The organism is Microbacterium sp. LWS13-1.2, assembly GCF_040144835.1.
GTDB lineage: Bacteria > Actinomycetota > Actinomycetes > Actinomycetales > Microbacteriaceae > Microbacterium.
Genome location: NZ_CP151632.1, coordinates 702,285 through 726,506 on the forward strand (window position 1 = coordinate 702,285; position 24,222 = coordinate 726,506).

A 24,222-nucleotide genomic window follows, 5' to 3' on the forward strand; every position below is an offset into this window, starting at 1 on the left:
ACGCTAGTACACGGGCCGGAACGCGTCATAGTGTGGGGGCCATGCCAGCTGCACCCAAGGTCTTCGGAATCATCCTCGCCGGCGGCGAAGGGAAGCGGCTGATGCCGTTGACCGCGGATCGCGCCAAGCCCGCGGTCCCCTTCGGCGGCCAGTACCGGCTCATCGACTTCGCGATCTCGAACCTCATCAACTCGGGCCTGCGGCAGATCGTCGTGCTCACGCAGTACAAGTCCCACAGCCTCGACCGTCACATCTCGCAGACCTGGCGGATGTCGGCGCTCCTGGATTCTTACGTCACCTCGGTGCCCGCGCAGCAGCGCCTCGGCAAGCGCTGGTTCTCGGGCTCGGCCGATGCGATCCTGCAGAGCCTCAACCTCATCAACGACGAGCAGCCCGACATCGTGATCGTGATCGGGGCCGATCACGTCTACCGGATGGACTTTCGGCAGATGCTCGCCGCGCACATCGAGTCGGGCGCGCGGGCCACGGTCGCCGGCATCCGTCAGCCGATCTCGCTGGCGAACCAGTTCGGCGTCATCGACGTCGACCCCGAGGACCCGGTGCGCATCCGCGAGTTCCTCGAGAAGCCCCAGAACCCCGTCGGACTCGGCGACGCCCCCGACCAGGTGCTGGCCTCGATGGGCAACTACATCTTCGACACCGACGCGCTGATCGAGGCGGTCGAGTCCGACGGCGAGCTGCCGACGTCGAACCACGACATGGGCGGCGACATCATCCCCTACTTCGTCGATCGCGGCGAGGCCGGCGTCTACGACATGAACCGCAACGACGTGCCCGGATCGACGCCTCGCGACCGGTACTACTGGCGCGACGTCGGAACGATCGACTCGTTCTTCGACGCGCACCGCGATCTCATCTCCACGCTGCCGATCTTCAACCTGTACAACACCGACTGGCCGATCCACTCGCAGTCCGTGAACTCGCCGCCCGCGAAGTTCGTGCGCGACTCGGTCGGCCGCATCGGCAATGCGATCGACTCGATCGTCTCGCTCGGATCAGTGCTGTCGGGCACCCACCTGGAGCGCAGTGTGGTCGGCCCCTGGACGCTCGCCGGCGGCGGCTCGACGATCACCGACTCGGTGCTCTTCGACCACGTGCACGTCGGTGCGGGCGCCCGCGTGCATCGCGCGATCCTCGACAAGAACGTGGTCCTCGACGACGGTGCCACCGTCGGCGTCGATCGCGAGAAGGATCTGGCGCGCGGCTTCACGATCACCGACACCGGCATCACGGTCGTCGGCAAGGGGTTCCGCGTCGAGCGATGACACGCGGTCGGGCGCGGGGACCGCATCCCGCTAGCGTGGAAGGGTGCCTGCCCCTGCCGCCCGCTTCCTCGTCGTGCTCGACGCCGACTCGACCCTCATCCGCAACGAGGTCATCGAGCTGATCGCCGACGAGGCCGGGCGCGGCGCCGAGGTCGCGGCCGCGACGGAGGCCGCCATGCGCGGCGAGGTCGACTTCGCGAGCAGCCTGCGCTCGCGCGTCGAGGCCCTCCAGGGCGTGCCAGTCGCCGCGTTCGCACGCGTGCTGGCGCGCATCGAGCCCACCCCCGGGGTGCGCGAGCTCATCGCCGCCGTGCACGACCGCGGCGGCGCCGTGGGCGTCGTTTCGGGCGGGTTCCACGAGATCCTCGACACCGTCGCCCCCGACCTGGGCGTGGACGTCTGGCGCGCGAACCGGCTGGCGACGCGCGACGGCGCGTTGAGCGGGCGCGTCGACGGCGGGATCGTGGATGCCGCGGGCAAGGCGGCGGCGCTGCGCGAATGGGCCGCCGAGCGCGGCGTACCGATCGCCTCCACGATCGCCATCGGCGACGGAGCCAACGACCTCGAGATGATGGCGGTCGCCGGGCTGGGCGTCGCGTTCAACGCCAAGCCCGCGGTCCGAGCTCGCGCCGACGTGGTCGTCGGGCCGGTCGACCTCGCCGAGGTCATCGCACTGCTGCCGTAGGCGGCGGCTCACCGCTCCGCTCGCCTCGCGCGCAGGGGTCCGGATGTCGGTCGCCGTCGCTACGGTCGGAGGATGCACATCATCCTCGTTCCCGGGCTGTGGCTCGACGCGTCTTCCTGGGGCGAGGTCGCCCCTGCCCTCGAATCAGCCGGGCACCGCACCCACGCGCTGACGATGCCGGGGGTCGGCGCGTCCGGCGCCGAGTCGGTAGGCATCGGCATCGCCGACTGGGTCGCCGCGACCGTCGACGCACTCGATCGCCTCGACGGTCCGGTGGCCGTCGTCGGACACTCCGGCGGCGGCAACGTCGCCTATGGAGCGGTGGACGCGCGCCCCGACCGCGTCGACCACGTGGTGTTCCTCGACACCTTCCCGCCGGGCGAAGGCGGCTCCATCTCGGAGTTCCCCGTGGTGGACGGCGTGATCCCGTTCCCCGGCTGGGACTTCTTCGACGACTCCGACGTGGCCGACCTCGATCCGCAGACACGGGCCGATGTCGCAGCTCGTGCGAAGTCGGTGCCCGAGCGGGTGCCGACCGATCCCATCCGGCTCTCCGACGAACGGCGCCGCGCGGTGCCCGCCACGATCATCACCGGCACGGTGCCCGAGGCGCAGATCAGAGAGATCGTCGAAAAGGCTCCGTCGTGGGCGGCAGAACTGGCCGCGCTCGAGAAGCTCGAGGTGATCGAGCTCGGGGCACCGGGCGATCCCACCGGCCACTGGCCGCAGTTCTCCCGTCCCGGCGCGGTCGCCGAGGCGATCCTCCGCGCGATCGGCTGACGCCGGTCGCCGAGCCGGTCGGGCCGCCCGCCGCGCGCAGGACGGCGCGGGTGCGCGCGTGTGGGAGCGGGTCAGTGCCCCATGCCGAGACCACCGTCGACGGGGATGACGGCGCCGGAGATGTAGGCCGCGTCGTCCGACGAGATCCACGTCACCACGCCGGCCACCTCGTCGGCCGATGCGAAACGCCCAGCGGGGATGTTCTTCTTGTACTCCGCCTGCGTGTCCGCCGGGAGCTCCGCCGTCATGTCGGTCTCGATGAAGCCGGGCGCCACGACGTTCGCGGTGATGCCGCGTCCGCCGAGCTCGCGGGTGAGCGAACGGGCGAAGCCCACGAGGGCGCTCTTGGACGCGGCGTAGTTGATCTGGCCGGCGGAGCCGTACAGGCCGACGACGCTCGAGATGAGGACGACGCGACCCCATCGCGCGCGCAGCATGCCCTTCGACGCGCGCTTGACGACGCGGAAGGCGCCGCCGAGGTTCGTGGCGACGACGCTGTCGAAGTCGTCCTCGGTCATGCGCAGCAGCAGCGTGTCCTTCGTGATGCCGGCGTTCGCGACGACGATCTCGACGGGGCCGAGCGCGTTCTCGACCTCGGTGAACGCGGCGTCGACGGATGCGGCATCCGTCACGTCCGCTCGTACGGTCAGCGTGCCGGCGGGGCCCTCGCCGGAGCGTGCGGTGACCGCGACCCTGTGCCCCTCGGCGACGAAGCGCTCCGCGATGGCGCGGCCGATGCCGCGATTTCCGCCGGTGACGAGGACGACGCGATCGGTGGACATGGTGGCACTCCCGGGGTTGTGGCGGATCCGCACCAGCCTATCGGCGTGGGCGCAGCGCCCCCGGCCCGTTTGACACCCTCGGTGCCCGCTGGGACGCTGGGTCCAGACACCGACGAAAGGCCCGCCGTGAGCGACTCCACTCCTCAGAACCCCGCACCGGAGCCGGGCGCCTACCCGCCCGTTCCGCCCGCCCCGGGAGCCGCGCAGCCGGCGCCCCAGGCCACCCCCGGCGCGTACCCGCCGCCCGCCCAGGGCGCGTATCCCCCGGCGTACGGCGCTCCTGCGCCCGGCGCTGCCCCGCCGTACGGGACCGCGCCCGCATACGGTGCCGCGCCCGCCTACGGGTCCACGCCCGGCTACGGCGCACCGGCCAAGACGAACACGCTCGCGATCGTCTCGCTCATCGCCTCCATCTCGGGCTTCGTCATCCTGCCGTTCATCGGCTCGGTCGTCGGCGTCATCACCGGCCACATGTCGCTCAGCCAGCTCAAGACGAGCGGCGAGCAGGGACGCGGCATGGCCCTCGCCGGCACCATCGTCGGCTGGGTGGGTCTCGGCCTCGCGATCCTCGGCATCATCGCGGCGATCGCGTTCTTCGCGTTCTTCGTCTCGGTCTATCAGCAGACCGGCGGCACGTACTGAATCGCGGAGCCCCGGGAATCGTCCCCGGGGCTCCTGGGCTGTGCAACCGGCGTACCCTGGAAGTACCGTGAAGAGTTCGAGCCACGCCCCGTCGGCCACGTCCCTGCCGCGCGCACCGCGCGACGACGTCGACGCGCGCTCGATCCGTTATCTCGTGACCATGGGGATCCGCGTCGCGTGCTTCGTCCTCATGGTCGTCATCACCCCGTACGGCTGGTACACATGGGTATTCGGCGCCGCCGCGATCTTCCTTCCGTACATCGCCGTCGTCTCCGCCAATGTGGGCCAGGAGGGGCGCCGCAACCGCCGGGAAGACCCCGAGGCAGCCCTTCCGGCAGCGCCCTCGGCACCCCCGACGCCGGAGTCCCGCGTGATCCGCATCGAAGAGACGCACCCCGGAACTCGAGACACTCCCGACGAGGCCGAATGAACGAGGTCGGACCCGAGCCGGCCGTCGACGCGACCTGCTCGCGGGCGGGATGCCGCGCGGCGGCGGGCTGGCGCATCGACTGGCGCAACCCCCGCATCCACGCCGAAGACCGCCGCAAGACCTGGGTCGCGTGTGACGAGCACGTCGGCTACCTGCGCGACTTCCTCACCGCCCGCGATTTCCCGGTCTGGGTGGCGCCGCTCGTTCCCACGGAGACCGCACGATGAGCCGTCGCTCCGTCAGCATGCAGCACCTGCCCCGCGCCGGTCGCTGGGCGATCTACCTCGCACTCGCCGTCGTCTTCGCCATCGCGTGCGCGTTCCTGTCGAACTGGCAGTTCACGCGCAACCAGGAGCGCTCGGGGCAGCTCGCCCTCGTCGCCGAGAACTACGACGCGCCGGCAGTGCCGCTCGCCGACCTCATCCCGGCCGGCGGCGAACTGGACCCGCAGGACGAGTGGCGTCCGGTCGTCCTGACCGGGACCTACCTCGCCGATGACGGGCTCCTCGCCCGCAACCGGCCGCACGGCGGCACCTCGGCCTTCGAGGTTCTCGTGCCGTTCCGCCTGGACGACGGCCGGGTGCTCCTCGTCGACCGCGGCTGGGTGGCGCCCGGGCAGGACCAGCCCGTCCCCGATGCGGTGCCCGCCCCGCCGTCCGGCGAGGCGACCGTCGTCGTGCGGCTGCGGCCGGGCGAGGCGCTGCCGTCATCCGGGCGCTCGGCGCCCGAGGGACAGGTTCCGACCATCAACCTCGGGCTGATCGCCGACGCGATCCCCGCCGACGCGGGCGACGCCCTGGAGCAGAGCGCGTACGGCGTGATGGTCTCGGAGGACCCGGCGCCCGCCACCGCGCCGAGCGCACTCGAGCCGCCGTCGGACGACCCGGGCCCGCACCTGTCGTACGCGATCCAGTGGATCCTCTTCGCGGTGATGGGCTTCGTCTTCATCGGCTACGTCATCCGCACCGAGCGTCGGCACCGCCGCGAGGACGCCGAGGAGGCCGAGAGCGCCCGGGACGAATCGGCGGATGCCGCTCCCCCGGCTCCGCCGGCCCCCCGCCGTCGCCGCGACCGCGATGCCGAGGACGAGGACGCCCTGCTGGACGCCGCCGGCCGCTGACCGCGCGCAAGCTGGCGGGGAGGACAGTCGGGCTGCTCGACGATACGCCGGGTCGCGGCATCCGTCTCCGTCGCGTCGCGCCGCAACTCCGCTTCTGTGCGCGCTGGCGTCAGGCGAGGGTGACGAGGTCGACGTAATCGCGGCCCCAGATGTCTTCGACACCGTCGGGCAGGATGAGCACGCGCTCGGGGTTGAGCGCCTCGACGGCCCCCTCGTCGTGCGACACCAGCACGACGGCTCCCTCGTAGTGCGCGAGCGCACCGAGGATCTCCTCGCGCGACGCCGGGTCGAGGTTGTTCGTCGGCTCGTCGAGCAGGAGCATGTTCGCCGACGACACCACCAGCGTCGCGAGCGAGAGGCGCGTCTTCTCGCCGCCGGACAGCACGCCGGCGGGCTTGAGTACGTCGTCGCCGGTGAACAGGAACGAGCCGAGCACCTTGCGCGCCTCGGTGGCGGTGATGTCGGGCGCGGCCGACATCATGTTCTCGAGCACCGACCGCGAGACGTCGAGGTTCTCGTGCTCCTGCGCGTAATAGCCGATCTTCAGGCCGTGACCCGGCTCGAGCTGCCCGGTGTCGGGCTGATCGACACCGGCGAGGATGCGCAGCAGCGTCGTCTTGCCGGCGCCGTTGAGCCCGAGGATGACGACCTTCGAGCCGCGGTCGATCGCGAGGTCGACGTCGGTGAAGATCTCGAGCGAGCCGTACGACTTCGACAGTCCCGAGGCCATGAGCGGCGTCTTGCCGCAGGGCGCCGGCTTCGGGAAGCGCAGCTTGGCCACACGCTCCACCTGGCGCACCTCGTCGAGCCCGGCGAGCATCTTTTCGGCGCGCGCCACCATCTGGTGAGCGGCTGCCGCCTTCGACGCCTTGGCACCGAATCGGGCCGCCTGCTGCTGGAGCACCGTGGCCTTCTTCTCGACGTTGGCGCGCTCCTTCTTGCGGCGCTCCTCGTCGGCCACCCGCTGGCGCAGGTAGTTCTTCCAGTTCATGTTGTAGACGTCGATGATCTGGCGGTTCGCGTCGAGGTAGAACACGCGGTTCACCGTCTCGCCGACGAGCTCCACGTCGTGGCTGATGACGATCAGGCCGCCCTTGTACCCCTTCAGGAACTCGCGCAGCCACACGACGCTGTCGGCGTCGAGGTGGTTGGTCGGCTCGTCGAGGATCATCGTCTGGGCATCCGAGAACAGGATGCGGGCGAGTTCGATGCGACGGCGCTGACCGCCCGACAGGGTCTTCAGCGGCTGGTCGAGGATGCGGTCCGGCAGCGACAGGTTGTGCGCGATCGATGCCGCCTCCGCCTCGGCCGCGTAGCCGCCGAGCGCTTCGAAGCGCTCGGTGAGGTTGGCGTACTTGCGCATCGCGCGGGCTGCCACCGCCTCGTCATCGCTGGCCATGGCGAGCGAGGCGTCGTGCATGCCGATCGCGAGCGTGCCCAGACCGCGGGCATCGAGGATGCGGGTGCGGGCGAGCATCTCGGGGTCGCCGGAGCGGGGGTCCTGTGGCAGGTAGCCGAGCTCGCCGGAGCGCTCCACCCTGCCGTCGGCGGGGATGAGGTCTCCTGCGAGCACCTTGGTCAGCGTCGTCTTGCCGGCGCCGTTGCGGCCGACCAGTCCGATCTTGTCCCCGTCCGACACGCGGAAGGAGACGTCCGACATGAGCACGCGAGCGCCCACGCGGATCTCGAGGTCGTGCACGGCGAGCACAGCGGATGTCCGTTCCGTCGGTGGAGAGGGGTGGTGACCGAATGGCCAGCCATCCAGTATACGGGGCGCCGTCCCCGCCCGATCGACGGAATACCTCCGCAGAGGGACCCGGTCGATACCGCAGAGGGATGCCGTGCCGCACGCCCCGCGCATAGTTTTCCGGGGTGGATCTCATCACCGACCTCGTCCTGCAGGCTGTCTCCTCGCCGTGGCTGTACCTCGTGATGCTCGTCGTGGCCGTCGTCGACGGCTTCTTCCCGCCGGTCCCGAGCGAGACCGTGCTGGTCGCCGCGGCGGCGGTGGCGGCATCCACCGGCCGACCGGATCTGGTGCTCCTCGGCGTCGTGGCCGCCGCCGGAGCCGCCGTGGGCGACAACATCGCCTTCGCCATCGGCAGGCGCACCGGCACGACCCGGTTCGCCTGGATGCGGCGGCCGCGGGTCGCCGGCGCCTTCGCGTGGGCGGGCTCGGCGCTGGACCGTCGCGGTGCGGGCCTCATCCTCGGCGCGCGATTCATCCCGGTCGGGCGCGTGGCCGTGAATCTGTCCGCGGGCGCGCTGCCGTACAGCTGGCGGCGATTCGCCCTTCTCAGCGTGGCGGCAGGACTCTGCTGGGCCGCTTACAGCATCGCGATCGGCCTCCTCGCAGGCGCCTGGCTGAAGGACCAGCCGCTCCTCAGCGCGGTGCTGGGCATCGTGCTGGCCCTCGCGATCGGACTCGTCGTCGATCGCGTCATCGCGCTGCGCGCGCGCCGTGTCGCGGCACCCGTGTGAACGCCGTCGGCTGACAGGATGACAGAATGCGCGCGACCCCCTCACCGGCACCTGCCGAGTCCGCGAAGCGCCGCCGGCTGAGCCCGCGGACCTTCGCGTTCGGCGCGCTGGCGCTGGCGTCGGTCGCGCTCTTCTCCGTGCTCGTGCCGGTGCACATCGCGCTGTACCTGCAGCCGGCGCCGCTCGCGTTCCTGTTCGGTGCGATGCTGTGCGCGGCGCCTGTCGTCGCGGTCTGGTTCCCGCAGTGGTCGATCGCGCTGTTCGTCGTCTCGGCGGTCGCGCTGCCGCTGCCCGCCACAGAGGCGGTCGCCACCACCTGGCCGTGGCCATGGTCGGTTCCGGCGATGCTCGTGCTCATCCTCTTCGTCGGCGTGCTCGCCATCGCGCACGACTGGCGCCTCGCGCTCGTCGCGTGGCTGCTCGCCATCGTGGGCACGCTGACCGTGGTCATCGGGCTGGCCGGTGCCCTCCCCGTGGCTGCGGGCATCGTGAATCTGGTGATCGTGACGTCGGTCTCGGGGGCTGCACTGCTCGTGGCCGTGCTGGTCGCCAGCCGCCTGCGCGTGGGCGCCGAGCTGAGCCGTGAACGGGAGCTGACCGCGAGCGAGCAGTCCCGGCGCATGTTGGTCGAGGAGCGCACCCGCATCGCGCGCGAGCTGCACGACGTCGTGGCGCACGGGATGTCGCTCATCCAGGTGCAGGCGTCGACCGCACGGTACCGCGTCTCCGGCCTCTCCGACGAGGCGCGTCACGAGTTCGACGAGATCGCACAGACCGCCCGCGAGGGTCTGGCAGAGATGCGACGGCTGCTCGGCGTCCTGCGCACCGACGACCAGCAGGCCGATCTGGTCCCGCAGCAGGGGCTCCGCGACCTCCCGGACCTGGTGCAGGCGCTCCGCCGCGCAGGCGCCGAGATCGACGCGAGCGTCCCGCCGGCGCCCGTGAACGTGCCGAGCGCGGTCGACATCGCGGTGTTCCGCATCGTGCAGGAAGCGCTGAGCAACGCCGTGCGACACGCCCCGCACACGCCGGTCACGCTGTCGGTGGAGGCGGATGCCGCGGCCGTGCGCGTCGTCGTCCGCAACGGCCCACCGGACCCTGCGCAGCCGCCATCCGCGCTGCCGTCGCAGCGCGGGCACGGGCTGCTGGGCATGCGCGAGCGCGCCGCGCTCGTCGGCGGCGAGCTCCGTGCCGCACGCGACGCCGACGGCGGCTGGACGGTGCACGCCGTGCTCCCCCGCGCCGGCATCGCGACCGAACCGGACACCATCCCGACCACGGAAGGCCCACAGTGACGATCTCCGTCCTCATCGCCGACGACCAGGCCATGGTGCGGGCGGGCTTCGCCGCCCTGCTCGACGCACAGGAGGACGTCCGCGTGGTCGGCCAGGCCGCCGACGGGGCCGAGGCGGCCTCGCTGTCCGCCCGGCTGAACCCCGATGTCGTGCTGATGGATGTGCGGATGCCCGAGCTCGACGGCATCGCCGCGACGCGCCGCATCCTCGGCCCCGGCTATCCCGCCGCACACGTTCCGCGCATCCTCATGCTCACGACGTTCGACATCGACGACTACGTCTACGACGCGCTCGAGGCCGGTGCGAGCGGGTTCCTCCTCAAGGACGCCCTTCCGGAGGACCTCGTGCACGCGGTGCGGGTCGTGGCCGCGGGCGATGCACTGCTCGCGCCGAGCGTCACCCGGCGCATGATCGAGCACTTCGCCGCCCGTCGGCCGCGGGCCGGTCGAGCGACCGCGACGCTCCGCGAACTCACGGATCGCGAGCGGGAGGTGCTCACCCTCATCGGCCGCGGCCGCTCGAACGCCGAGATCGCCGCCGAGCTCTTCATCTCGGAGCAGACCGTGAAGACCCACGTGGGCAAGGTGCTCGCCAAGCTGGGCGCGCGCGACCGCGGGCAGGCGGTCATCTTCGCCTATGACGCGGGTCTGGTCGAAGCCGCTTCCTGATCACCCCACGGGGTGAGACGGCAACGGCACGACGGGGCGATGCCCCGGGCGTCGCCGCGTCCATAGCCTTCCGGGACGTACCCCCGAGGAGGCCTCATGACCATCGTCCGCCCCACCGCCGCCGCGGCCGCGGCCGCACCTGCCACCAGAGACCGCGCGATCGATCTGGTCCGCGCCCTGTGCATCAGCGCGGTGGTGGTCCTGCACGCGATGATGGTCGGCGTCACCGTGACCGATGCCGGCCCGTCGTTCGTCAACGCGAGCGAAGGCACCGCGTGGATCGTGCCGCTCAGCTGGGCTCTTCAGGTCATGCCGCTGTTCTTCGTCATCGGCGGGTTCTCCGGGGCGACCGCGTTCCGCAGAGCCCGGGCGCGGGGAGTCGACGGCGTCGGCTTCGTCGCCGGTCGCATCCACCGCCTGCTGCTTCCCGCGCTCGTCACGATCGGCGCCGCGGGCGTCATGCTGGCGCTCCTCGCGGCGGCCGGGGTGCCCGCCGACCTCGTGACCCTGGCCGGATTCCGGTTCGCGCAGCCGCTGTGGTTCCTCGGCGTCTTCCTCGTCTGCCAGGCGCTGCTGCCCGCACTGCTGCGCCTCCACGAGCGGGCGCCGCTCAGCAGCATCGCCGCGCTCGCCGTGGCGGCGGCGGCAGTCGACGTCGCGCGCCTCACGACGGGAATCGAAGGACTCGGCTTCCTCAACCTGGCATTCGTCTGGCTGACGATGCAGCAACTCGGCTTCTTCCTCGCGGACGGCCGGATCGACGCGCTGTCGCGACGGGCGCGGGCATTCTGGCTGGTCGGGGCGGTCGCGGGGCTCGCGATCTCGTTCACGAGCGGCATCCACTCCCCCGATCTGGTCGCCAACATCAACCCTCCGACCACCGCGCTGCTGCTGGTCGGCATCGCGCACACCGCCATGTTCTCGCTCGCCCGCGGACCGCTGGCGCGGCTTGCCGAGTGGCGGCTCCCGTCGGCGCTGACCGACTTCGTGACGCCGCGCGCGATGACCGTGTACCTGTGGCACATGCCCGTCCTCCTGGGCCTCGCGGGGCTGACGGCAGCGGGCGCGACGGCCACCGAGGTACCGCTGCCCGCCGTCGACAGCGCATCGTGGTGGCTCACCCGTCCGCTCTGGCTCGCCCTGGCGCTCACCGCGACGGCGCTCGTCGCGCGGTGGCTCGCGCCGATCGAGGCCCTGCCCGCGCCCGCGGCGGCGCGCTCCGCCTGGCGTGTGGGCAGCGCCGCCGTCGTGGGAACGGCCGCCGTCGCTATACTGCTGGTCGCCGGCACGTCTGTCGTCACCGCGCTGGTGGCCGTCGCGCTCCTCGGTGCCGCCCTCCACGGTGCATGCCGACGGGCGCCGACCGCGCGACGCCTGGCACTCGCGTGAGCGAGGGTTCCGTCCCCGCGGCGCGGCGCACAGCGGATGTCGTAGAAGGCGGACAGTGGATCGGCGGATCATTGGTGGACGGCGTCCAAGTAGCCCCGCGCGGGTCCCTCTAGGCTGAGTGCCATGTCATCCATCGCCGCTGCCCCGACCGCCTCCGCTGGGACCCGTCGCGTGCTCGCCGACGTCATCGCCCGCCCGTCCTCGCGCGCTCGCGCGTTCGCCCTCGACGCCGGTCTCGTCATCGCCGGTGCGAGCATCGTGGCCCTGCTCGCCCAGGTGGAGATCCCGCTGTGGCCCGTCCCCATCACGGGGCAGACGCTCGGTGTGATCGTCGTGGGCGCCGCCCTCGGCGCGTGGCGCGGCGCCGCCGCGCTCACGACCTACATGCTCGTGGGGCTCGCCGGGCTCCCGGTGTTCGCCGGGTTCACGGGCACGCTCGCGGCCGTCGGCAAGCCGAGCTTCGGGTTCGTGATCGGCTTCATCTTCTCTGCGTTCGTCGCCGGATGGTTCGCCGAACGAGCGTGGGATCGCCGTCCCGCGCTGGCGTTCCTCGGCTTCGCGGCGGCGAGCGCCGTGCCGTTCCTATTCGGCATCCCGTACATGGCGTTCATCCTGAACGCGGTCATGAGTCTCGACTACTCGTTCGAGGCCCTCCTCGAGGTGGGCCTGCTCCCCTTCATCGTCGGCGGCCTGGTGAAGGCGGCGCTCGCCGCGGCGATCATCCCCGGGGCATGGGCGCTCGTGCGCGCGGCGGACAAGACCAAGCGGTGACCGGATGCCTCCTCGCGAGGCATCCGCCATCGACAGCCCCGGCCGATCGGCCGGGGCTGTCGCGTGCGCACGGTATGTGTCGACACGGATTGGCAATCTGGAAACCGGCTGGGTAAGGTTGGCCTTACTGCGCCCGAATAAGGGCATCCTTACCTAATTCTTCCGGAGGATTCCGTGCGCCCGAACCGCACCGCCGCTGCCACCGCGATGCTCGCCATCGCCGCGATCGCCCTTGTCGGGTGCGCGAACGCGGCAGCCGAAAACACCGACGACACCGCGAGCGGCTCCTCGTCCGGCGACGGCTTCCCCGTCACGATCGAGCACGCGTACGGCGAGACGGTCATCGAGTCCAAGCCCGAGCGCGTCGCGACGGTCGCCTGGTCGAACCAGGAGGTTCCCATCGCCCTCGGCGTGGTTCCCGTGGGCATGGCCGAGGTCACGTGGGGCGACGACGACGGAGACGGCGTGCTGCCGTGGGTCGAGGACGAGCTCGAGGAGATCGGCGCGGAGACGCCGGTCCTGTTCGACGAGACCGACGGGATCGACTTCGAGGCCGTCGCCGACACGCAGCCCGACGTGATCCTCGCCGCCTACTCCGGGCTCACCCAGGAGGAGTACGACACGCTGTCGAAGATCGCGCCCGTCGTCGCCTACCCCGAGGTCGCGTGGGGCACGTCCTACGAGGACATGATCCGCCTGAACTCGAAGGCCATCGGCCTCGCCGACGAGGGCGACGCGCTCATCGAGGAGCTGCAGGGCGAGGTCGACGCGGCGCTCGCGAACCACCCCGAGCTTGCCGACGCCAGCGTGCTCTTCTCGTACATCGACCCGTCGGACTTCAGCCAGATCGGCTTCTACACGAGCCTCGACACGCGCCCCGGCTTCCTCGAGAGCCTCGGCCTCCCGGTGCCGACGGTCGTGGCCGAGGAGTCGGACGGCGTCCAGTTCTACACCTCGGTGAGCGCCGAGCAGGCCGACCGCTTCGCCGATGTCGACGTCTTCGTCACGTACGGCGACGCGAGCGGATCGATCATCGCGCAGCTGCAGGCAGACCCGCTGCTGTCGCAGATCCCTGCCATCGCCGAGGGGCACATCGCGATCCTCGAGGAGTCGACCCCCCTCGCAGCGTCGGCCAACCCGTCGCCGCTGTCGATCGGCTGGGGCATCGACGAGTACTTCGCGCTGCTCGCCGGCGCGCTCGGCTGATCCTTCCGGGAAGTCTGATCGGGTGACCGTCTCCGAGACCCGCACGCCGTTGCCGGATGCCGCAGCCCTGCGGCGTCCGGCAGCGGTGCGAGTGGGGTGGCTCGCGGTGTCGTTCGCGGTGCTCGGGATGCTCTGCGTCGCGTCGGTGGCGTTCGGCGTCCGCGATGTCGGCGTGGGCGACATCCTCGCGGGGCTCTCCGGCGACACCAGCGGCGTCGCGCAGGCCGCGGTCGTCGCCCGCCTGCCCCGCACCGTGCTCGCGATCGCCGTGGGTGCTGCCCTCGCCCTGTCCGGCGCCGCGATGCAGGCCGTGACGCGAAATCCCCTCGCCGACCCCGGCATCCTCGGGATCTCCGGCGGCGCGGCGCTCGCGGTGGTGATCGGCATCGCGTTCTTCGGGATGTCCGACCCCTACGCCTTCATCGCGGCGTCGATCATCGGCGCCGGCGGCGCGGCGGTGTTCGTCTACACCGTCGGGTCGCTCGGGCGCGGCGGCGCCACACCCCTCAAGCTCGCGCTCGCGGGGGCCGCTTCCTCCGCCGCCTTCATGTCCCTGGTGAGCGCGGTGCTCCTCCCCCGCGTCGATCTGCTCGAGACCTTCCGGTTCTGGCAGATCGGCGGGGTCGGCGGCGCGACCTGGGATCGCATCGCGACGATCCTGCCCGTGCTCGCGGTCGGCGCCATCGTCACGCTCGCATGTGCACGCGGGATGAACTCGCTCGCACTCGGCGACGACGTCGCCACCGGACTCGGCGAGCACGTGATGCGCACCCGCCTGATCGCGTCGGCGGGGGCCGTCATCCTGTGCGGCGCTGCGACCGCCATCGCCGGCCCCATCGCCTTCGTCGGCCTCATCATCCCGCACCTCTGCCGGCTTCTGGTCGGCACCGATCACCGCTGGCTGCTCCCCTTCTCCGCGGTCGCGGGGGCCGGCCTGCTCGTCGCCGCGGACGTCCTCGGCCGCGTCATCGCGCGTCCCGACGAGATCGAGGTCGGCATCCTGACGGCGCTCATCGGCGCCCCTTTCTTCATCTGGATCGTCCGCCGGCAGAAGGTGCGGGAACTGTGAGCACCGACACCCTCGTTCCGATCACCGCCCAGGCCGTCGCCGGCGGCCGTCGGCGACGTGCGCGCCGGCGCACCATTGTGACGGTCACCCTCGCCGTGGGAGTGGTGCTCGTCTTCGCCGCATCGCTCATGATCGGCCAGACCTTCTACGGCCTCGACGAGGTCGTGCGCGTGATCCTCGGCGAGACCGTCCCCGGGGCCTCGTTCACCGTCGGCGAGCTGCGCCTTCCCCGTGCGGTGCTGGCGATCCTCGCCGGATTCGCATTCGGCATCGCCGGCGTGACGTTCCAGACGATGCTGCGCAATCCGCTCGCGTCGCCCGACATCATCGGCATCACCGCAGGCGCCAGCGCCGCCGCGGTCTTCGGCATCGTCGTGCTCTCGCTCAGCGAGACCGCCGTCTCGGTGCTCGCCGTCGCGGGGGGCCTGCTGACCGCCCTCGCGATCTACCTGCTCTCGAACAAGGGCGGCTTCGCGGGCACGCGGCTGATCCTCATCGGCATCGGCGTGGCGGCCATGCTCGACGCCGCGATCACGTACGTCCTGTCGAAGGCTCCCTCGTACGACCTGCAGGCCGCCATGAGGTGGCTCACCGGAAGCCTCAACGGCGCCACCTGGTCGGCCGTGCTGCCGCTCGCGGCCGCGAGTCTCGTACTGGTGCCGGCCTTGCTGTCGCGGGGTCGCGACCTGAACGTCATGCGCCTCGGCGACGACGCGGCCGCCAGCCTCGGGGTGCGGATCCAGGGGACGCGCGTGATGGTCATCGTCGCGGCCGTCGCACTCCTCGCGTTCGCGACCGCCGCCACCGGGCCGATCGCCTTCGTCGCCTTCATGGCCGGCCCGATCGCGGCCCGCGTCGTCGGCCCCGGCGGGTCGCTGCTGCTGCCCTCGGCGCTCGTCGGCGCGCTGCTCGTGCAGCTGGCCGACCTGCTCGGCCAGTTCGCGTTCGACAGCCGCTACCCGGTCGGCGTCGTGACCGGCGTGCTCGGCGCACCCTTCCTCATCTACCTCCTCATCAGGACGAATCGAGCCGGAGGCTCGCTATGACCGAATCCCACAACCTGTCGGCGGAGGGCCTGACGCTGTCGTACGGCGATCGGACGATCGTGGAACGACTCGACCTGGTCGTCCCTCCCGGACGCATCACGGCGATCGTGGGCGCGAACGGATGCGGCAAGTCGACGCTGCTCCGCGCGCTCGCGCGCCTCATCCCGGCGCGCGAGGGCCAGGTGGTCCTCGACGGCAAGGCGCTCCACGGCCGCCCCACCAAGGAGATCGCGCGGACGCTCGGACTCCTCCCCCAGAGCCCGATCGCGCCCGAGGGCATCGCCGTCGCAGACCTCGTCGGCCGCGGACGCCACCCCCACCAGAAGCTGATGGCGCGCTGGAGCGCGCACGACTACGAGGTGGTGGCGCGCGCGCTCGCCTCGACCGGCATCGAGGAGCTCGCCGACCGCTCGGTGGACGAACTGTCGGGGGGCCAGCGTCAGCGTGCGTGGATCGCGATGGCCCTGGCGCAGGAGACCGACATCCTGCTGCTCGACGAGCCGACGACCTTCCTCGATGTCGCCCACCAGGTCGAGGTGCTCGACCTGCTCACCGACCTCAATCGCGAGCACGGCACCACGATCGTGATGGTGCTGCACGACATGAATCTCGCCGCCCGCTACGCCGACCACCTCTTCGCGCTGCGCGCGGGCCAGGTCGTCGCGAGCGGCGCCCCGCATGACGTGCTGACGAGCGAGCTCATCCGCGAGGTCTTCGACCTCGACGCACTGGTGGTCCCCGACCCTGTGTCGGGATCGCCCATCGTCCTGCCGCGCGGCCGGTATCACGTCACCGCCGCTCAGCCAGAACCCGTTCAGACAGGAGCCTCCGATGGCCACGACCGTTGACACCCACCAGTTCTTCCGCGTGCGGGTGACGGCGATCACCGACCTGACCCCGAGCTTCCGACGCTTCACCTTCGCCGGCGACGATCTGGCGCACTACGGCGACCCGGGGCTCGACCAGCGCATCAAGGTCGTGTTTCCCACCGACACCGTCGGTCTGGACGCGATGCCGATGGGCGAGGACTGGTACACGCAGTGGCGTGAGCTGCCCGAGGCGGGCCGCCCGCCGTTCCGCACCTACACCACGCGCTACGTTCGCAACGAGCAGTGCGAGGTGGACATCGACATGGTCTCGCACGACGTGCTGGGACCGGCCTCCGACTGGATCGCGCGCGCCGCGGTCGGCGACGAGGTCCTCATCTACGCCCCCACCACGGCCCACGAGGGCGTGAGCTACGGCATCGACTTCGTGCCGCCGGCGCGGGTCGACAGCATCCTGCTCGCCGGCGACGAGACGGCCGCCCCCGCGATCGCGGCGATCCTCGAGCAGCTGCCGCCCGAGGCACGCGGCGTCGTCGCGCTCGAGGTTCCCCACGACGACGACATCGCCTACCTTCCGCAGCACCCCGGGTTCGAGTACCGGGTCGGCGCGCGGGACGCGGCCGCCGCCCGCAACAGCTACCTCGTGTCGTCGGTGACGGATGCCGCGGCCGTCCTCGCACCGGAGGGCCGGGGCGCCGATGTCGAGGAGATCGACATCGACACCGACATCCTGTGGGAGGTGCCGCGCACCGCGAAGGGCGGTGCGGCACTCAAGAGCGCGCGCCTGTATGCGTGGCTCGCGGGCGAGGCCGGCGCCATCAAGGCGCTGCGTCGGCACCTCGTCTCGGAGCGCGGCGTCGACCGCCGGGCCGTCGCCTTCATGGGCTACTGGCGCCTCGGCAGAGCCGAGAATTGAGTCGAAACCCCTCCGCGCCGCGCATCGGTTAACGCGGCCGTGAGCCCTCGTGCGCGTGGCCGAGCCGCAGCCCCGGCACCAGAGCGCTCAGGGCGAGCACCATGGCGATGGCGAACACGGCCGGGAATCCGGCATCCGTCCCCACCAGCGCGGTGAAGACGAGCCCCATCACGGCGATCGACGACGCCGAGCCGACGGCGTCCGAGATCGACAGCGCCGATGAGTTGAACCCCTGGTTCTGCGCCGTCGAGTACGCCAGCGTCAGCACGGTCAGACGCGGGTACATGAGGCCCATTCCGCCACCCGCGAGCCCCCACCCCGCGATCAGCACCGCGGGGTGCAGTCCGAACAGAGCCGTCGCCCCCGCGAAGACGAGCGCTCCGACGAGCAGCGCGGTGCCGATCAGCGTGATGCGCGTGTTGCCGATCCGGTCGCCGATGCGGCCCTGCACGTCGGCCGCGGTCGCCCACGCCACCGCGGCCGCGGTGAGGCCGAGCCCCGCCCAGGTCGGCGAGAAGCCGTACTCATCGATCAGCAGGTACGGCACGTAGATCTCTGCGCCGAACAGCGCGCCCGCGATCAGTCCGCGCATCAGCACCACGCTGGGCAGGCCGCGCGCGGCGAGCAGCGTGCCGCGCGGAAGAAGCGGCCGCGATGCGAGCGCGATGACGACGACGGATGCCGCCACCGCCGCCCACGCCCACGTTCCGAGTTCGCCTGCGAGGCTGAGGCCGAGGGCACCGACGGCGAGGGCCACGGCACAGGCCAGCCGCGGCGCGATGCGCGAGGTCGCCGGCTCATCGGTGTGGAGCGGGAGTCCGTGCAGGCGCGCCACCACCAGCGCGAACGCGACCACCGTGAGCGCGGCCACGCCGAGGAAGACCCACCGCCAGTGCAGGAACTCCGTCACCGCTCCTGCCAGGAACGGCCCGATCAGCGACGGCACGACCCACGCCGCGGAGAACGCGGCGAAGACGCGGCCGTGCATCGCACCCGGATAGACGCGGGCGACCACCACGTACAGGGCCACCGTCTGCCCGCCGGTGCCGAGGCCCTGCACCAGGCGCCCGGCGACGAGGGTCGGCATCGTGAGGGCGAGTCCCGAGATGAGCAGCCCGATGACGAACAGTCCGACGGCCGTGCTCAGCGGCGCGAGAACCCCGCCGCGGTCGCACCACGCGCCGACGGCGACCATGCCGATGACGCTCGTGGCGAGCGTTCCCGCGAACGCCACGGCGTAGAGGCGCTCACCGTCGAGGTCGGCGCTCACCACCGGCATCACCGTGGTCACCGCGAGCGACTGGATCGCCGCCAGGAAGATCAGGGCGACGGCACCGACCGTCACCCAGACGAACCGACCCTGCCAGATGCTCGTCGCGGGCTCGGATGCCGTCGTCACGATCGTGCCAGGGCGCCGATGCGCTCCACCGCCTCGCGGAGCAGCTCGGGCGCGCAGCCGAAGTTGATGCGGACGTGCCCCGTGCCCTCGACGCCGAACAGGGGTCCGTGGTGCAGCGCCACCTTCGCGTCGCGCAGCACCTTCACGGCGGGGTTGTCGCCCCAGCCGTACGCCGACAGGTCGACCCACGCGAGGAAGCCGGCGTCGGGCGGCAGGTAGCGCGCCTGCGGCAGGTGCTCGGCGAGGAGCTCCGCCAGGAGCAGTCGGTTGGCGTCGAGCGTGGCCAGCAGGCTCTCCAGCCACTCGTCGCTCTCGGGCGAATACGCCGCGACGTTCGAGAGCGCACCGAAGAGGCCGGTGCGCCACTCGACCTCCCACGGCAGCGAGCGCAGCGCCGCGCGCTGGGCGTCGCCGCCCGCGACCATCACCGCGCACTTCAGGCCGGCGAGGTTGAAGGTCTTGCTCGCGCTGGTCACCGCATAGCCGACCCGCCGGGCCAACTCCGAGGCTGCCAGGAACGGCGTGAACGCCGTCGGCGCGTACGTCAGCGGTCCGTGGATCTCGTCGCTGACCACCGTCGCGCCGAATCCCTCGGCGACATCCGCCAGCGCGGCCAGGCTCTCGGGCGTGTGCACGCTCCCCGTGGGATTGTGCGGGTTGCACAGCAGCACGGCGCGTGCGCCGCCCGCGAGCGCCGCCTCCACACCGAGCAGGTCGATCTCCCAGCCGGCGTCACTCGCCGCGAGCGGCACGCGTTCGACCACGCCGCCTGCCTCCTCGACGGTGTCGTAGAACGGCGGGTACACGGGAGGCATGACCACGACACGGTCACCGGGTTCGATGACCTTGCGCAGGATCTCGACGACGCCCATCATCACGTCGCCCGTCCAGAACACGTCGGCCGGGTCGACGCTCCACCCCCAGCGGCGCTCGGCGAAGCCGGCGAAGGCCTCGCGGACGCCGGGGTCGGGAGGGGTGTATCCGGTGTCGCCAAGCTGCACCGCGCGCGTCAGGACCCGCATGATCTCGGGTGCCAGCGCGTAGTCGGTCTCGGCCACGAAGAACGGCAGCACGTCCTCCCCGTACTTCCGCCACTTCGTGCTCGTGCGCTGGCGCAGCTCGTCGAGGGGCAGTGCTTTCAGGGGGGTGACGCTCACCATTCGACCCTATCGAGCGACGGCGACATGGCGACGCCGCGTGTCACCGTGCGAAACGGCCGGGCCTCAGATCGCGAAGCCGAGCGCGCGCATCATGTCGCGCCCGTCGTCGGTGATGCGCTCCGGACCCCACGGCGGCATCCACACCCAGTTGATGCGGAACCGCTCGACGATCTCGTCGAGCGCCTGTGCGGTCTGCTCCTCGAGCACGTCGGTGAGCGGACAGCCGGCCGACGTGAGGGTCATGTGGATGACCAGGGCGTCGTTCTCGTCGTCCCACGCGAGGTCGTAGATGAGGCCGAGGTCGACGACATTGATCCCGAGCTCCGGGTCCATGACGTCCTTGAGAGCCTCGGTCACCTCGTCGTACTTCTCGGGGGTGAGGGTCGCCGTCATACGTCGATCCTACGCTTCGCTGGCGACGGGAGCCTCGGCGGGCTCCTCTTCGCCCGCGGGCAGGTAGCGGTCGTAGCCCTCGTCCTCGAGGCGGTCGGCCAGCTCGGGGCCGCCCTCCTCGACGATGCGCCCCTGCACCATCACGTGCACGAAGTCGGGGTGGATGTAGCGCAGGATGCGGGTGTAGTGCGTGATGAGCAGCACACCGAGGTCGTTGTCCGCCTTGGCGCGGTTGACGCCCTCCGACACGATCTTCAGCGCGTCGACGTCGAGACCGGAGTCGGTCTCGTCGAGCACGGCGATCTGCGGACGCAGGAGCTCGAGCTGGAGGATCTCGTGGCGCTTCTTCTCGCCGCCCGAGAAACCCTCGTTGACGTTGCGCTGCGCGAACTTGGGGTCCATGCGCAGGTTCTTCATCGACGCCTTGACGTCCTTCGTCCACGTGCGGATCGAGGGCGCCTCGCCGTCGATCGCGGTCTTCGCGGTGCGGAGGAAGTTCGTGACGGTCACACCCGGGATCTCGACCGGGTACTGCATCGCCAGGAAGAGGCCCGCACGCGCCCGCTCGTCCACCGACATCGCGAGGACGTCCTCGCCGTCGAGCGTGATCGAGCCGCTCGTGACGGTGTACTTGGGGTGACCGGCGATCGTGTAGGCGAGCGTCGACTTGCCCGAGCCGTTGGGGCCCATGATCGCGTGGGTCTCACCCGTGCGGATCGTGAGCGACAGACCGTTGAGGATCGGCGTGGTGCCGGCATCCGTCTCGACCGTCACATGGAGGTCGCGGATCTCGAGAACAGACATTCTTCAGTACCTTCTTCAGTTCACTTCGAGCGTGACGGTGGCGTCGACGAGCACGTCGTCGCCGTCGACGGTGACCGCGAACACGGGGACCGGCTCGTACGCGGGGAGATTGAGGGGCTTGCCGGTGCGCAGCGAGAACGCCGAGCCGTGGGCCCAGCACTCGAGCGACTCGCCGTCGACGAAGCCCTCGGCCAGCGAGATGTCGCCGTGGGTGCAGACATCGCCGATGGCGTGCACCTCGCCGCTGGAGTCCATCACGAGGGCGATCGCGACGCCGTCCACCTCGACACGGCGGGCTTCGTCCGGGACGAGGTCGCTGAGGGCGCACACGCGCTGCGCGGTCATCGGCCGGCCTCCTTGGCGAGTTCTTCCTCGATCACGGCGAACAGCTCCGCCTCGAGGTCTGCGACACCGATCTTCTGCACGATCTCGGCGAGGAAGCCGAGCACGACGAGCCGTCGCGCCTCCTCCTCGGCGATGCCGCGCGCCTGCAGGTAGAACAGCTGCTCGTCGTCGAAGCGCCCGGTGGCGCTCGCGTGACCGGCGCCGCGGATGTCACCGGTCTCGATCTCCAGGTTGGGGATCGACTCGGCGCGCGCGCCTTCGGTCAGGACGAGGTTGCGGTTGGCCTCGTACGAGTCGGTGCCCACGGCATCCGCCCCGATGAGGACGTCGCCGATCCACACCGTGCGCGCCGCCGCGCCCTGCAGCGCGCTCTTGTAGAGCACGTCGCCGGAAGTCTCGGCACCCTTGTGGTGCAGGTACACCTGGCTCTCGAGGTGCTGCCCCGAGTCGGAGTAGCTGAGGCCGTACAGCTCGGCGCGCGAGCCGGTGCCGGCGAGCTCCACCGTCGGGTTGACGCGCACGACGCCGCCGCCGAAGCTGACGACGACGTGGCGGAGGGTCGCGTCGCGCTCGACGCGCGCCTGGTGGGAGGCCACGTGCACGGCGTCGTCGTCCCACCGCTGCACGGTCACGAGCTCCAGGTGTGCGCCCTCCCGCACGATGATCTCGACGTTCTGCGCGTGCTGGGCGGTGCCGGTGTGCCGGAACACGACGGTGGCGTGCGAGTTCGCCTGCGCCTCGACGACGACGTGCGCGTGCGCCAGACCGCCGGTGCCGGTCAGCGACACCACGATCGGCTCGGTGTACTCGGCGCCGGCCGGTATGCGCAGCAGCGGCGCCTCGGTCTCCTGCTTCCAGGCGATCGCGCTCGGCAGATCCTCGGGGCGGAACACCTCGCCGCGGGGCGCCGTGCCGAGGGTCAGGCGCTCCTGCACGAGTCCTGCCGGGGCGTCGACGTCGACCTCGATGACGCCGTGGGGTCCGGCCTCGTCGACGAACAGCGGCTGGACCTTGGCGGTCGGCGTGTGCTTCCAGTTGACCTCGCGGCCGGTGGGCACCTCGAAGTCGGCGGGGTCGAACGACCAGGGACGCTCGGAGCGAGTCTGAACCGGCACGAACGCGCCGGCGCCATCGGTGTGGCCCTTCGCGCCGGGAATGGTGGGGGCCTCAGTGGTGGGGCTCATCTAGCCGACGGATCCTTCCATGCCCATCTCGATGAGCTTGTTGAGTTCGAGCGCGTACTCCATGGGCAGCTCGCGGGCGATCGGCTCGATGAAGCCGCGCACGATCATCGCCATGGCCTCGTCCTCCGGCATCCCGCGGCTCATGAGGTAGAAGAGCTGCTCCTCGCTGACCTTCGAGACCGTCGCCTCGTGGCCGAGCTGCACGTCGTCGACGCGGATGTCGATCGCCGGGTACGTGTCGGAGCGCGAGATCGTATCGACCAGCAGCGCGTCGCAGCGCACCGTGTTCGCCGAGTGGTGCGCGTTCGCGTCCACGCGGACCTCGCCGCGGTAGCCGGCCCGGCCGCCGCCGCGGGCGATCGACTTGGACACGATCGACGACTGCGTGTACGGCGCCATGTGGATCATTTTCGCGCCGGCGTCCTGGTGTTGACCCGGACCGGCGAACGCGACCGACAGCGTCTCGCCCTTGGCGTGCTCGCCCATCAGGAAGATCGACGGGTACTTCATCGTGACCTTGGAGCCGATGTTGCCGTCGATCCACTCCATCGTCGCTCCCTCGTGCGCCACGGCGCGCTTGGTGACGAGGTTGTAGACGTTGTTCGACCAGTTCTGGATCGTCGTGTAGCGCACACGGGCGTTCTTCTTCACGATGATCTCGACGACGGCCGAGTGCAGCGAGTCGCTCTTGTAGATCGGGGCCGTGCAGCCCTCGATGTAGTGCACGTACGAGCCCTCGTCGGCGATGATGAGCGTCCGCTCGAACTGTCCCATGTTCTCGGTGTTGATGCGGAAGTACGCCTGCAGCGGGATCTCGACGTGCACTCCCGGCGGCACGTAGACGAACGAGCCGCCCGACCACACCGCGGTGTTGAGCGCCGCGAACTTGTTGTCGCCGGCCGGGATGACCGTGCCGAAGTACTCCTCGAAGAACTCGGGGTGCTCGCGCAGCGCGGTGTCGGTGTCCATGAAGATGACGCCCTGGGCCTCGAGGTCCTCGCGGATCTGGTGATACACGACCTCGGACTCGTACTGTGCCGCGACGCCCGCGACCAGGCGCTGGCGCTCCGCCTCGGGGATGCCGAGCTTCTCGTACGTGTTGCGGATGTCCTCGGGGAGCTCTTCCCACGACCCCGCCTGCTTCTCGGTGGAGCGCACGAAGTACTTGATGTTGTCGAAGTCGATCTCGCTGAGGTCGGCGCCCCAGGTCGGCATCGGCTTGCGGCCGAACAGCTGATAGCCCTTCAGCCGGGTCTTCAGCATCCATTCGGGTTCGTTCTTGAGCGCCGAGATGCCACGCACCACGGACTCGTCGATGCCTCGTTTCGCCACGGCTCCCGCGGCGTCGGCATCATGCCACCCGAACTCGTAGACACCCAGGCTGTCCAGCTCCGGGCGATCGATCAGCACATCAGACATCGTCACGTTCTCCTCCGGGTCCTAGCGGTGTGATCCGCCCCGGCATCCGTGTTCTCCGGTGGAGATACCGGAGGGGGGATGCCGCTTCTCGGGCCCTCTCAAGCGGCGCCGATCTTCGCGCCTAG

At 70.9% G+C, this 24,222-nt stretch carries 26 protein-coding genes; 17 read left to right on the top strand and 9 right to left on the bottom strand.

Translation table 11 applies throughout. The features are described from left to right. The first annotated feature begins 41 nt into the window (after nucleotides 1-41). The 3 genes from MRBLWS13_RS03410 to MRBLWS13_RS03420 all read left to right on the top strand — a co-directional run bounded on the left by MRBLWS13_RS03410 (nucleotide 42) and on the right by MRBLWS13_RS03420 (nucleotide 2,751). Nucleotides 42-1,286 carry a glucose-1-phosphate adenylyltransferase gene (locus MRBLWS13_RS03410; protein ID WP_349427648.1) on the top strand — a complete coding sequence of 415 codons (1,245 nt, stop codon included), beginning with the start codon at nucleotides 42-44 and terminating at the stop codon, nucleotides 1,284-1,286. A gap of 43 nt (nucleotides 1,287-1,329) precedes the next feature. Beyond that, the gene (serB, locus tag MRBLWS13_RS03415) at nucleotides 1,330-1,971 is read left to right on the top strand and encodes a phosphoserine phosphatase SerB (protein WP_349427649.1); all 642 of its coding nucleotides are present in this window, start codon (nucleotides 1,330-1,332) and stop codon (nucleotides 1,969-1,971) included. A 72-nt stretch (nucleotides 1,972-2,043) separates the two neighbouring features. Next, nucleotides 2,044-2,751, top strand: a complete 708-nt coding sequence (locus MRBLWS13_RS03420) for an alpha/beta hydrolase (RefSeq protein ID WP_349427650.1) — start codon at nucleotides 2,044-2,046, stop codon at nucleotides 2,749-2,751. Between the two features lie 71 nt (nucleotides 2,752-2,822). Here the strand turns inward: MRBLWS13_RS03420 and fabG are convergent, their stop codons facing one another. Continuing rightward, nucleotides 2,823-3,533, bottom strand: a complete 711-nt coding sequence (fabG, locus tag MRBLWS13_RS03425; protein WP_349427651.1) for a 3-oxoacyl-ACP reductase FabG — start codon at nucleotides 3,531-3,533, stop codon at nucleotides 2,823-2,825. A gap of 126 nt (nucleotides 3,534-3,659) precedes the next feature. On the opposite strand from fabG, the gene MRBLWS13_RS03430 reads away from it, so the two are divergent. From MRBLWS13_RS03430 to MRBLWS13_RS03445, 4 genes are all read left to right on the top strand, one after another. Beyond that, complete coding sequence (locus MRBLWS13_RS03430; RefSeq protein WP_349427652.1) at nucleotides 3,660-4,175, top strand: DUF4190 domain-containing protein; 516 nt, start codon at nucleotides 3,660-3,662, stop codon at nucleotides 4,173-4,175. 67 nt (nucleotides 4,176-4,242) lie between these two features. Then, nucleotides 4,243-4,605 carry a DUF3099 domain-containing protein gene (locus MRBLWS13_RS03435; protein ID WP_349427653.1) on the top strand — a complete coding sequence of 121 codons (363 nt, stop codon included), beginning with the start codon at nucleotides 4,243-4,245 and terminating at the stop codon, nucleotides 4,603-4,605. Then, nucleotides 4,602-4,832, top strand: a complete 231-nt coding sequence (locus tag MRBLWS13_RS03440; protein WP_349427654.1) for a hypothetical protein — start codon at nucleotides 4,602-4,604, stop codon at nucleotides 4,830-4,832. The genes MRBLWS13_RS03435 and MRBLWS13_RS03440 overlap by 4 nt, the downstream gene beginning before the upstream one ends. Next, nucleotides 4,829-5,725 (top strand): SURF1 family protein, encoded by an 897-nt coding sequence (locus MRBLWS13_RS03445; protein ID WP_349427655.1) that lies wholly within the window; start codon nucleotides 4,829-4,831, stop codon nucleotides 5,723-5,725. Before MRBLWS13_RS03440 ends, MRBLWS13_RS03445 begins: the two co-directional genes overlap by 4 nt. A gap of 109 nt (nucleotides 5,726-5,834) precedes the next feature. On the opposite strand, the gene MRBLWS13_RS03450 is transcribed toward MRBLWS13_RS03445, so the two are convergent. Further along, nucleotides 5,835-7,433, bottom strand: coding sequence for an ABC-F family ATP-binding cassette domain-containing protein (locus tag MRBLWS13_RS03450; protein ID WP_349427656.1), 1,599 nt, complete (start codon nucleotides 7,431-7,433; stop codon nucleotides 5,835-5,837). Nucleotides 7,434-7,597: 164 nt separating this feature from the next. Between MRBLWS13_RS03450 and MRBLWS13_RS03455 the strand changes: the two genes are divergently transcribed. The 10 genes from MRBLWS13_RS03455 (at nucleotide 7,598) to MRBLWS13_RS03500 (ending at nucleotide 17,393) form a co-directional block, all read left to right on the top strand. After that, the gene (locus MRBLWS13_RS03455) at nucleotides 7,598-8,206 is read left to right on the top strand and encodes a VTT domain-containing protein (RefSeq protein ID WP_349427657.1); all 609 of its coding nucleotides are present in this window, start codon (nucleotides 7,598-7,600) and stop codon (nucleotides 8,204-8,206) included. A gap of 26 nt (nucleotides 8,207-8,232) precedes the next feature. Further along, nucleotides 8,233-9,501, top strand: a complete 1,269-nt coding sequence (locus MRBLWS13_RS03460; RefSeq protein ID WP_349427658.1) for a sensor histidine kinase — start codon at nucleotides 8,233-8,235, stop codon at nucleotides 9,499-9,501. Further along, entirely contained in the window at nucleotides 9,498-10,169 is a 672-nt protein-coding gene (locus tag MRBLWS13_RS03465) for a response regulator transcription factor (protein WP_349427659.1), read from the top strand. Before MRBLWS13_RS03460 ends, MRBLWS13_RS03465 begins: the two co-directional genes overlap by 4 nt. 96 nt (nucleotides 10,170-10,265) lie before the next feature. Then, on the top strand, nucleotides 10,266-11,558 hold the full coding sequence (locus tag MRBLWS13_RS03470) for an acyltransferase (protein WP_349427660.1): 1,293 nt from the start codon (nucleotides 10,266-10,268) through the stop codon (nucleotides 11,556-11,558). A gap of 123 nt (nucleotides 11,559-11,681) precedes the next feature. After that, nucleotides 11,682-12,329 (top strand): biotin transporter BioY, encoded by a 648-nt coding sequence (locus tag MRBLWS13_RS03475; protein WP_349427661.1) that lies wholly within the window; start codon nucleotides 11,682-11,684, stop codon nucleotides 12,327-12,329. Between the two features lie 174 nt (nucleotides 12,330-12,503). Continuing rightward, nucleotides 12,504-13,535: an iron-siderophore ABC transporter substrate-binding protein gene (locus MRBLWS13_RS03480; RefSeq protein WP_349427662.1), complete on the top strand. Its 1,032-nt coding sequence runs from the start codon at nucleotides 12,504-12,506 to the stop codon at nucleotides 13,533-13,535. A 22-nt stretch (nucleotides 13,536-13,557) separates the two neighbouring features. After that, nucleotides 13,558-14,604, top strand: coding sequence for an iron ABC transporter permease (locus tag MRBLWS13_RS03485; protein ID WP_349427663.1), 1,047 nt, complete (start codon nucleotides 13,558-13,560; stop codon nucleotides 14,602-14,604). After that, nucleotides 14,601-15,650 (top strand): iron chelate uptake ABC transporter family permease subunit, encoded by a 1,050-nt coding sequence (locus tag MRBLWS13_RS03490; protein ID WP_349427664.1) that lies wholly within the window; start codon nucleotides 14,601-14,603, stop codon nucleotides 15,648-15,650. Before MRBLWS13_RS03485 ends, MRBLWS13_RS03490 begins: the two co-directional genes overlap by 4 nt. Then, a complete protein-coding gene (locus tag MRBLWS13_RS03495) occupies nucleotides 15,647-16,498 on the top strand; it encodes an ABC transporter ATP-binding protein (protein ID WP_349427665.1) in 852 nt (283 codons plus the stop codon). The genes MRBLWS13_RS03490 and MRBLWS13_RS03495 overlap by 4 nt, the downstream gene beginning before the upstream one ends. After that, complete coding sequence (locus MRBLWS13_RS03500; protein ID WP_349427666.1) at nucleotides 16,482-17,393, top strand: siderophore-interacting protein; 912 nt, start codon at nucleotides 16,482-16,484, stop codon at nucleotides 17,391-17,393. Before MRBLWS13_RS03495 ends, MRBLWS13_RS03500 begins: the two co-directional genes overlap by 17 nt. Before the next feature lie 28 nt (nucleotides 17,394-17,421). On the opposite strand, the gene MRBLWS13_RS03505 is transcribed toward MRBLWS13_RS03500, so the two are convergent. The 7 genes from MRBLWS13_RS03505 to sufB form a co-directional block, all read right to left on the bottom strand. Continuing rightward, on the bottom strand, nucleotides 17,422-18,792 hold the full coding sequence (locus MRBLWS13_RS03505; RefSeq protein WP_349427667.1) for an MFS transporter: 1,371 nt from the start codon (nucleotides 18,790-18,792) through the stop codon (nucleotides 17,422-17,424). Further along, complete coding sequence (locus MRBLWS13_RS03510; protein ID WP_349427668.1) at nucleotides 18,789-19,949, bottom strand: aminotransferase class I/II-fold pyridoxal phosphate-dependent enzyme; 1,161 nt, start codon at nucleotides 19,947-19,949, stop codon at nucleotides 18,789-18,791. The genes MRBLWS13_RS03505 and MRBLWS13_RS03510 overlap by 4 nt, the downstream gene beginning before the upstream one ends. Nucleotides 19,950-20,015: 66 nt before the next feature. After that, entirely contained in the window at nucleotides 20,016-20,345 is a 330-nt protein-coding gene (locus MRBLWS13_RS03515; RefSeq protein ID WP_349427669.1) for a metal-sulfur cluster assembly factor, read from the bottom strand. 9 nt (nucleotides 20,346-20,354) lie between these two features. Beyond that, a complete protein-coding gene (gene sufC / locus MRBLWS13_RS03520) occupies nucleotides 20,355-21,149 on the bottom strand; it encodes a Fe-S cluster assembly ATPase SufC (RefSeq protein ID WP_308867413.1) in 795 nt (264 codons plus the stop codon). A gap of 15 nt (nucleotides 21,150-21,164) precedes the next feature. Then, nucleotides 21,165-21,494: a non-heme iron oxygenase ferredoxin subunit gene (locus MRBLWS13_RS03525; RefSeq protein ID WP_349427670.1), complete on the bottom strand. Its 330-nt coding sequence runs from the start codon at nucleotides 21,492-21,494 to the stop codon at nucleotides 21,165-21,167. Beyond that, on the bottom strand, nucleotides 21,491-22,678 hold the full coding sequence (sufD, locus tag MRBLWS13_RS03530) for a Fe-S cluster assembly protein SufD (protein WP_349427671.1): 1,188 nt from the start codon (nucleotides 22,676-22,678) through the stop codon (nucleotides 21,491-21,493). Before sufD ends, MRBLWS13_RS03525 begins: the two co-directional genes overlap by 4 nt. Next, entirely contained in the window at nucleotides 22,679-24,097 is a 1,419-nt protein-coding gene (gene sufB / locus MRBLWS13_RS03535) for a Fe-S cluster assembly protein SufB (protein ID WP_308867416.1), read from the bottom strand. Nucleotides 24,098-24,222 lie beyond the last annotated feature (125 nt).